The sequence below is a fragment of the Streptomyces sp. STR69 genome (assembly GCF_024519455.1).
GTDB lineage: Bacteria > Actinomycetota > Actinomycetes > Streptomycetales > Streptomycetaceae > Streptomyces.
Genome location: NZ_JALJRY010000047.1, coordinates 56,323 through 65,748, shown reverse-complemented (window position 1 = coordinate 65,748; position 9,426 = coordinate 56,323). Strand labels below are relative to the sequence as shown.

Sequence of the window (9,426 nt, the reverse complement as noted above, 5' to 3'; positions counted from 1 at the left end):
GGGTCTCGGCAAGCTCTGGGCCACGCTCCCGATAGTCCGCGACCACAACTGGCTGCGCTGACCGCAGCAGAAACGGCGGGCCCTCGCGAGGGGGCCCGCCCTCCGGCTGCCCATTGGGCCGATCGGCCCCCATCGGGGACCTGCGGCCCCTGCTGCGGGAACCCCTACGCCACGAAGCTGGAATCACATCCTGTTGAGGAGGAAGAACCATGGTCCGCAGTGTTGTCGCAGGTCTCGACGGTTCCCCCGAAAGTCGTGCCGCCGCCGAATGGGCGGCCCGCGAGGCGGAACTGCGCGGTCTGCCGCTGAAGATCGTCCATGTCTGGGAGCCCGCCCCGGACCCGTTGGCCCAGGCCCCGCTGATGGGCGCGGAGACGCAGCAGCACTGGAGCGAGCGGATTCCGCGCGAGGCGGGCGAGGGCCTGCGCCGGCGCCACCCGGGAGTGGACATCACCGTGCAGCAGGTGACCGGCACGCCCTCGGACGCGTTGGTGGATGCCGCGAAGGACGCCGAACTGCTGGTCCTCGGCTCGCGCGGACTGAGCGGTGTCGGCGGATTCCTCGTCGGTTCCGTCGGTCTGTCCGTCGTAGCACGCGCCGAACTGCCCGTGATCCTGGTCCGGGCCGAAGAACAGACCGGCGCCGAGGACGGGACGAGCGCCGCGTCTGCCGCCCCGCACCGGCCCGTGGTCCTCGGCCTCGACGCCGGCGCGCCCTCCGACTCCGTGATCGAGTTCGCGTTCGCCGAGGCCGCCCGGCGCGACACCGCCCTGCGCGTCGTCTACGGCTGGAACCTCCCGCCGTACTACGCCTACGGCCTCGCGCTGGACGCGGGCCTCAACGAGGAACTCTCCCGTGAGGAGACCGACTCCCTCACCGAGGCCCTGCGTCCCTGGCGCCAGAAGCACCCCGACATCGAGGTCGCCCTGGAACCGCGTGTCGGCAGTGCCGCCGATCACCTGGTGGACGCCTCCCGCGAGGCCTCCCTCGTCGTCATCGGCCGCCGCATCCGCCGCAACGCGCTCGGTGCCCACATCGGCCCGGTCGCGCACGGCGTCCTGCACCACTCCACCGCCCCCGTCGCCGTCGTCGCACACGACTGACCCACCCCCGACCCCCTGAGGAGCAGTAGTCATGAAGGCAGCCGTTGTACGAGCGTTCGGTGAGCCCCTCGTCATAGAGGACCGCCCCGACCCCGAGCCCGGCCCCGGTCAGGTCCGCGTGCGCGTGGAGGCGTCCGGGCTGTGCCACACCGACATTCACGCCGCCCACGGCGACTGGCCGGTCAGGCCGACCCCGCCGTTCGTGCCCGGCCACGAGGGCGTCGGCCTCGTCGAGAAGCTCGGCGACGGCGTCACCCACCTGAGCATCGGCCAGCGCGTTGCCGTGCCGTGGCTCGGCAAGGCCTGCGGACGGTGCGAGCACTGTCTGTCCGGCTGGGAGACGCTGTGCGAGCAGCAGGTCAACACCGGCTACGGCTGCGACGGCGGGTACGCGGAGAAGATGCTGGCCTGGGCTGACTTCGCCCAGCCGGTGCCCGACGGCGTGAGCGCGATCGAGGCCGCCCCGCTGACCTGCGCGGGCGTCACGACGTACAAGGCGCTCAAGGTCGCCGGCGTCCGGCCCGCGCAACTGGTCGCGATCTCCGGTGTGGGCGGGCTCGGGCACCTGGCGGTGCAGTACGCGAAGATCGCCGGGGCCACCGTCGCCGCGATCGACGTCACCGACGAGAAGCTCGAACTGGCCGCCGAACTCGGCGCGGACATCGTCATCGACGCCCGCAAGGACGATGTGGGCCAGGTCCTCAAGGAGCACGGCGGAGCCCACGCAGCCATCGCGCTCGCCGTGAACGAGGCCGCGTTCGCCGCCGTCAACTCCGGTCTGCGGCGCGGCGGGAAGCTCGTCATGGTCGCCCTGCCCGCGCACGGCACGATCCAGGTCCCGATCTTCGACACCGTGCTGAACGGCACTTCGGTGATCGGCTCGATCGTCGGCACCCGGCAGGACCTCGCCGAGGTCTTCCAGCTGCACGCGGCCGGCCGGACCAAGGTCATCTACGAGACCCGGTCGCTGGACACCGTCAACGAATCCATCGCCGACGTGCTGCGCGGTGAGATCAAGGCCCGGATCGTCTTCGACTTCACGGCGGGGCGGTGACCACGATGACACTCCCCATGGTCGTGGGTGTGGACGGCTCCGAGCCCAGCCTGCGGGCTGTCGACTGGGCGGCCGACGAGGCCTCGTTGCGCGGAGTCCCGCTGCGGGTGGTGTACGCCTCGCTGTGGGAGCGCTACGAGGGCACCTCGATCGCCGAGGGTCTCGCCAAGCCCGACGAGCAGGTGATGGCCGAGGACATCGTCGACACAGCCGCACGCCGGGCACGTCGCCGCCATCCGGAACTCGCAGTGAGTGGCGAGGTGCTGGCGGAGGAACCCGAGTACGCGTTGGTGCGGGAGAGCCGCAGCGCCTCGATGCTGGTGACGGGCACCCGCGGCCGCAGCGGTCTCGCCGAGGCACTGCTGGGTTCCGTGAGCCTGATCGTGGCCGGGCACGCGCAGTGCCCGATGGTTGTCGTACGCGGCAACCACGACAACCAGGCCCGCACCGGCACACACGGCCGCATCGTCGTGGGCGTCGGAGAGAAGCCGGCGGGCTCGGCGGCCGTGCGCTTCGCCTTCGACGAGGCACGGCGACGTGGAGTGCCGGTGGATGTCGTACGGGCCTGGCGCTGGCCCGCTCACGAGACCACCGACCATCCGCTGATGTCCGGAGAACCGGCCCGGCTGCACGAGCAGCAGGCGGTCGAGGCCTTGGACACGGCGCTTCAGGACGTTCCCGCCGACGTCGAAGCACACCGTCGTACGGTCGAGGGCCACACCCGGACCGTCCTCGTGGACGCCTCGCGGGACGCCGACCTCCTGGTCATCGGAGCCAAGCGCCGCTCCGGGCACTACGGGCTACAACTGGGCCGCGTGGCACACGGAGTTCTGCACCACTCCGCCTGCCCGGTGGTCGTCGTGCCCGAAAAGGGATGAGCGCGATCGTCCCCAACTCCAGCTGCTGACGCAGTGGTTCCGCCTCCACCGCCCGTTGATTCATGTCGATGACTTCCGGAGCCTCCGATGCCCAAGGTCGAACACCAGGACGCCACCGCTCTGTCCGAACTCTCCGTGCTTTCCGACGACGAACTGCGCACCCTGGACGCCCACTGGCGAGCCGCCAACTACCTTGCGGCGGGCCAGATCTACCTGATGGCGAACGCGTTGCTCACCGAGCCCCTCCGGCCCGAGCACATCAAGCCGCGACTGCTCGGTCACTGGGGGACTTCGCCGGGCCTCAACCTCGTCTACACCCACCTCAACAGGGTGATCAAGGCACGTGACCTGGACGCGCTGTGCGTGTGGGGCCCCGGACACGGCGGCCCTTCCGTGCTCGCCAACTCCTGGCTGGAGGGCAGCTACAGCGAGACCTACCCGAACGTCTCACGCGACGGGGCGGGCATGGAGCGGCTCTTCAAGCAGTTCTCCTTCCCCGGCGGCGTGCCCAGCCACGTGGCGCCCGAGACACCCGGCTCGATCCACGAGGGCGGCGAGCTCGGCTACTCGCTCGCCCACGCCTACGGCGCCGCCTTCGACAACCCGGACCTCCTCGTCGCCTGCGTCATCGGCGACGGCGAGGCGGAGACCGGCCCGCTGGCCGCCGCCTGGCACTCCAACAAGTTCCTCGATCCCGTCCACGACGGCGCCGTCCTGCCGATCCTGCACCTCAACGGCTACAAGATCGCCAACCCGACCGTGCTCTCCCGCCTCCCCGAGTCCGAACTCGACGAACTGCTGCGGGGATACGGTCACGAGCCGATCCACGTGACCGGCGACGACCCGCTCACGGTGCACCGCGCGATGGCCGCCGCGTTCGACGACGCGCTGGACCGCATCGCCGTGATGCAGCAGTCCGCCCGCGAGGACGGCGTCACCGAGCGCGTGCACTGGCCCATGATCGTGCTGCGCACCCCGAAGGGCTGGACCGGTCCCGCCGAGGTCGACGGCGTCCCCGTCGAGGGCACCTGGCGCGCACACCAGGTCCCGTTGTCAGAGGTGCGCGAAAACCCGGAGCACCTACGGCAGTTGGAGACCTGGCTGCGCTCCTACCACCCGGAGAAGCTGTTCGGCGCCGACGGCCGGCCCGTCGCGGACGTCCTCGCCTGCCTGCCCGAGGGCGCCAAGCGCCTCGGGTCCAGCCCGTACGCCAACGGCGGTCTCCTCGTGCGGGATCTGCCGGTCCCGTCCCTGGACCAGTTCGCGGTCCCCGTCGACAAGCCCGGAACCACCCTCCACGAGCCCACCCGCATCCTGGGCGACCTCCTGGAAAGGGTCATGCACGACACCTCGGCGAGCCGCGACTTCCGGGTCGTCGGCCCGGACGAGACCGCCTCCAACCGGCTGCAGGCCGTCTTCAACGCCAGCGGCAAGGCCTGGCAGGCCGGGTTCCTCCCGGTCGACGAACACCTGGACCGGCACGGCCGGGTGATGGAGATCCTCTCCGAACACACCTGCCAGGGCTGGCTGGAGGGCTATCTCCTCACCGGCCGACACGGACTGTTCTCCTGCTACGAGGCGTTCGTGCACATCGTCGACTCGATGGTCAACCAGCACATCAAGTGGCTGAAGACATCCAGGGAGTTGGCGTGGCGGGCACCCATCGCCTCCCTCAACTACCTTCTGACGTCCCATGTCTGGCGCCAGGACCACAACGGCTTCTCGCACCAGGACCCCGGCTTCGTCGACCACGTCCTCAACAAGAGCCCCGAGGTCGTCCGCGTCTACCTCCCGCCGGACGCCAACACCCTTCTCTCGGTGGCGGATCACGTCCTGCGCAGTCGCGACTACGTCAACGTGGTCGTCGCCGGCAAGCAGCCCTGCTTCGACTGGCTCTCCATGGACCAGGCCCGCGCCCACTGCGCACGCGGAGCCGGCATCTGGGAGTGGGCCGGCACCGAGAACGGCGGCGAGCCCGACGTCGTCCTCGCCAGCGCCGGTGACGTCCCGACCCTGGAGGTGCTGGCCGCCGCCCAGTTGCTGCGCCGCCACCTCCCCGACCTCGCGGTCCGGGTCGTGAACGTGGTGGACATGACGCGGCTCATGCCCCGCGACGAACACCCGCACGGCATGAGCGACTTCGAGTACGACGGCCTGTTCACCAAGGACAAGCCGGTGATCTTCGCCTACCACGGCTACCCGTGGCTCATCCACCGCCTCGCCTACCGCCGCACCGGCCACGCCAACCTGCACGTACGCGGCTACAAGGAGTCCGGCACCACGACCACACCGTTCGACATGGTCGTCCGCAACGACCTCGACCGCTACCGCCTCGTCATGGACGTCATCGACCGCGTCCCCGGCCTCGCCGTGCGCGCCGCCGCCGTACGCCAGACCATGGCCGACGCCCGCACCCGACACCACGCCTGGATCCGGGAACACGGCACCGACCTGCCCGAGGTCGCCGACTGGACCTGGAACGCCTGACCCGCCCCCGTAAATCCCCTGCGCTGCAAAGGAGTTCACCGTCATGACCGTACGCGTCGGTATCAACGGCTTCGGCCGGATAGGCCGCACCTATCTGCGCGCGGCACTCGACCGCGCCGAGGCGGGCACCCAGGACGTCGAGGTGGTCGCGATCAACGACATCACCTCGCCCGCCACCCTCGCCCATCTCCTGGAGTACGACTCGACGTTCGGGCGCATCGGACGCGAGGTCAGCCACGACGACAGCTCGATCACCGTCGACGGCCGAAGCATCGCGGTCAGCGCCGAACGCGACCCGGCCGCCCTGCACTGGTCCGACTACGGCGTGAGCGTCGTCGTCGAGTCCACCGGCCGCTTCCGCGACCGCGACTCCGCCGCCCTGCACCTGAAGGCGGGCGCCCACACCGTGCTGTTGTCCGCGCCCGGCAAGAACGCGGACGCCACCATCGTGATGGGTGTCAACGACTCGACGTACGACCGCCGTCAGGACCGGATCGTCTCGGCCGCCTCCTGCACCACCAACTGCGTCGCCCCGATGGTGAAGGTGCTGCACGACGCCTTCGGCATCGAGCGCGGCATGATGACCACCATCCACGGCTACACCAACGACCAGTCCCTGCTCGACAGTCCGCACAAGGACCTGCGCCGGGCCCGGTCGGCAGCGCTGAGCATCATCCCGACCAGCACCGGCGCCGCGCGTGCGGTCGGCCTGGTGCTGCCGGAGCTGGCCGGCGCCCTGGACGGCATCGCGGTGCGTGTGCCTGTCGAGGACGGCTCGCTCACCGACCTCGCGGTGGTCCTGCGCCGCGAGGTGACGTCCGAGGAGATCAACGCGGTCTTCGAGGAGGCCGCCGAGGGCCCGCTCAACGGCATCCTCCGCGTCTCGAAGGCCCCGATCGTCTCCCGCGACGTCATCGGCGACCCCTCCTCGTGCATCTTCGACCCGGCCCTGACCCAGGCGCACGGCACCCTGGCCAAGGTCTTCGGCTGGTACGACAACGAGTGGGGCTACACCAACCGCCTCCTCGACCTGACGGCGCTGGTCGCCGACGACTGAGCACGACCGCGAGAGGCCCCGTGCGGTGGGTCTGTGCGGCGGGTTCCTGAGGGCCGATCGGCCCCATGGTCCGCCCCCAGGCAGCCCATGGGGCCTCTCTCCGTTCCGCGGGACGCTCGAAGTGTCGAAGAATCCTGGAGGAAACCCGTGATGACGGACTACGCGCTCAGCCGACCCACAGTCCACGCCCTGCTCGCGGATGGCGCAACCGTGTGCATCCGTCCCGCCGAGCCGGGCGACCACGACCAACTGCAGGGGCTCTACGAGGAGATGTCACCGGAGAACCTGCGGCTGCGGTTCTTCGGAGTGAGCCGCCGGTCCGCCGAGATGGCGGCCGACCGGGCCTGCCGACCGCACCCCGGATACCGTGCCCTGCTGGCCGAGACCAAGGGCCAGGTGATCGGACTCGCCGAGTACGACAACGGCGGCACCGGCACAGCGGCCGACATCTCCATCGCGGTCGCCGACGGACTGCACCACCGGGGCGTCGGCACCCTCCTTGTCGAGCACCTGGTCTCCGCCGCACGCGCCGAGGGCATCACCACGTTCACGGCCGACGCGCTCAGCGAGAACCACGAGATCCTCCGGCTCTTCGCCGACCTCGGCCTGCGCACCGCCCGTCGTTTCGAGGGCCCCGAGATGCGCTGCACCATCGAACTCGACGAGGACGAGGACTACTTGTCGGCCACCGAGTCGCGCGGCAGGGCCGCCGACGTCGCCAGTCTCGTACCGCTGCTGCGCCCGGACGCGGTCGCCGTCGTCGGCGCGGGGCGCACCGCCGGGTCCGTGGGCCGGGCGATCCTGCACCATCTGAAGGCCGGCGGCTTCACCCGCCGCCTCTTCGCGGTGAACCCCGCGGCCACCTCGATCCTCGGCGTCCCGAGCTACCCGTCCGTGAGCGCCCTGCCCAGGACGCCCGACCTCGTGGTCGTCGCCGTCCCCGCCGCCGCCGTCCCGGCCACCGCCGAGGAGTGCGGCAAGGCGGGCGCACGCGCCCTCCTCGTCGTCACCGCGGGACTCGACCCGGCCCAGGCCAAGGCGCTCACGGCGGCCTGCCGGACGTACGGCATGCGGCTCGTCGGCCCCAACTGCCTCGGTGTGTCCAACACCGACCCGGAACTGAACCTCGACGCGACCTTCGCCGCCAACCACCCGAGCCCCGGCACCGCGGGCATCGCCGTGCAGTCCGGCGGCGTCGGCATCGCCCTGCTCGACGGGCTGTCCCGGCTCGGCATCGGCGTCTCGACCTTCGCGTCCCTGGGCGACAAGTTCGACGTCAGCGGCAACGACATGCTCCAGTGGTGGGAGAGCGACGGCACCACCGACCTCGCACTGCTGCACCTGGAGTCCTTCGGCAACCCGCGGGCCTTCTCCCGCACCGCGCGGCGTGTGACCCGCCGGATGCCCGTGCTGACCGTCGACGCCGGTCGTACCGACGCCGGCCGCCGCGCCGCCGCCTCGCACTCCGCGGCAGCCGCCACCCGCACCATGACACGCGGGGCGCTGTTCACCCAGGCCGGCATCACCGCCACCCGCTCCGTCGGCGAACTCCTGGAAGCCGCGGCCCTGTTGCACTCCCAGCCGCTGCCGACCGGATCCCGCGTCCTGATCGTCACCAACGCCGGGGGAGCCGGGGTCCTCGCGGCCGACGCCTGCGCCGAGGCCGGGCTCACCCTCCCGACGCCCACCCCCGAACTCGTCGACGACCTGCTCGCCGTACTCCCCGAAGGCGCCGCCGTGGGCAATCCCGTCGACGTCACCGCGGCCGTCTCGGAGGAGCAGCTCAAGGACTGCGTGGACCGTGTCATGCGGCACGCCGGCGTCGACGCCGTCCTCGTCGCCCTGATCCCCACGGCGGTCGCCGCGGCGACCGGCGACGACCTTGTGCGGGCCCTGACCCAGGCAACGGGCCGCAGGCCCAAGCCGGTTGCCGTGGTGCGGCTCGAACAGGCCCTGCCCGTCGAGCTGTTGCCGACCACCGACCTGCGTACGGTCCCCGCCTACGCCGAACCCCAGGCGGCGGCACGGGCGTTGGCCCACGCCGCCCACCGCGCGGTCTGGCTCGCCCGGCCCGCCGGGACGATCCCCGACCTCGACGGAGTCGACACGGCCCGCGCCCACACCGTCGTCGAGGCCTACCTCGAAGCGAACCCGGACGGCGGCTGGCTCGGCCCGCGCGAGTGCGCCGAACTCCTCAGCTGCTACGGCATCCCCCAGCAGGCCTGGGCCTGGGCGGAGACCGAGGACGACGCCGTCCTCGTCGCCGACCGGCTGCGCGGCGCCGACGGCCGGGTGGTCATGAAGGGCCACTGGCCGGGCCTGCTGCACAAGAGCGAACAGCACGCCGTCCACCTCGACCTGCGCGGCGACGCCCAAGTACGCGCCGCCTTCCGGGACTTGGAGACCCGGTTCGCCGGACTGCTGACGGGCGTGGTCGTGCAGCCGCTCGCCGAGCGCGGTACCGAGCTGTTCGCCGGCGTCGTCCAGGACCAGGTCTTCGGACCGCTCGTCCTCTTCGGCCTCGGCGGCACCGCGACCGAGCTGCTCGCCGACCACACCGCCCGGCTCGCCCCGCTCACCGACCACGACGTGCACGACCTGATCACGGCCCCGCGGTGCGCCCCGCTCCTGTTCGGCGCGCACGGCAGCCCGCCCGTCGACCTCGAAGGCCTCGAACAACTGCTGCTGCGGCTCTCCCGGATGGCGAGCGACCTGCCGCAGCTGGCCGAGGCCGACTTCAACCCCGTACTCGCGGCACCGGGCGGAGTCTCCGTCCTCGATGCCCGCGTGCGCCTGCTGCCGGGTAGGCCGCAGGACCCGTATCTGCGCCGACTTCGCTGAGGAGGG

General features: G+C 71.4%; 6 protein-coding genes. All 6 read left to right on the top strand.

Translation table 11 applies throughout. The annotated features are described in order from the left end of the window. The first annotated feature begins 209 nt into the window (after positions 1-209). The 6 genes from OC490_RS46750 (at position 210) to OC490_RS46725 (ending at position 9,420) form a co-directional block, all read left to right on the top strand. Positions 210-1,103 carry a universal stress protein gene (locus tag OC490_RS46750; RefSeq protein ID WP_262064167.1) on the top strand — a complete coding sequence of 298 codons (894 nt, stop codon included), beginning with the start codon at positions 210-212 and terminating at the stop codon, positions 1,101-1,103. Between the two features lie 31 nt (positions 1,104-1,134). Further along, positions 1,135-2,157, top strand: a complete 1,023-nt coding sequence (gene adhP, locus OC490_RS46745) for an alcohol dehydrogenase AdhP (RefSeq protein ID WP_262064166.1) — start codon at positions 1,135-1,137, stop codon at positions 2,155-2,157. A 5-nt stretch (positions 2,158-2,162) separates the two neighbouring features. Beyond that, positions 2,163-3,035 (top strand): universal stress protein, encoded by an 873-nt coding sequence (locus tag OC490_RS46740; RefSeq protein ID WP_262064172.1) that lies wholly within the window; start codon positions 2,163-2,165, stop codon positions 3,033-3,035. A gap of 87 nt (positions 3,036-3,122) precedes the next feature. Next, positions 3,123-5,522 carry a phosphoketolase gene (locus OC490_RS46735; protein WP_262064165.1) on the top strand — a complete coding sequence of 800 codons (2,400 nt, stop codon included), beginning with the start codon at positions 3,123-3,125 and terminating at the stop codon, positions 5,520-5,522. A 43-nt stretch (positions 5,523-5,565) separates the two neighbouring features. Then, positions 5,566-6,579: a type I glyceraldehyde-3-phosphate dehydrogenase gene (gap, locus tag OC490_RS46730; protein ID WP_262064164.1), complete on the top strand. Its 1,014-nt coding sequence runs from the start codon at positions 5,566-5,568 to the stop codon at positions 6,577-6,579. 150 nt (positions 6,580-6,729) lie between these two features. Beyond that, a complete protein-coding gene (locus tag OC490_RS46725) occupies positions 6,730-9,420 on the top strand; it encodes a bifunctional GNAT family N-acetyltransferase/acetate--CoA ligase family protein (protein ID WP_262064163.1) in 2,691 nt (896 codons plus the stop codon). Positions 9,421-9,426 lie beyond the last annotated feature (6 nt).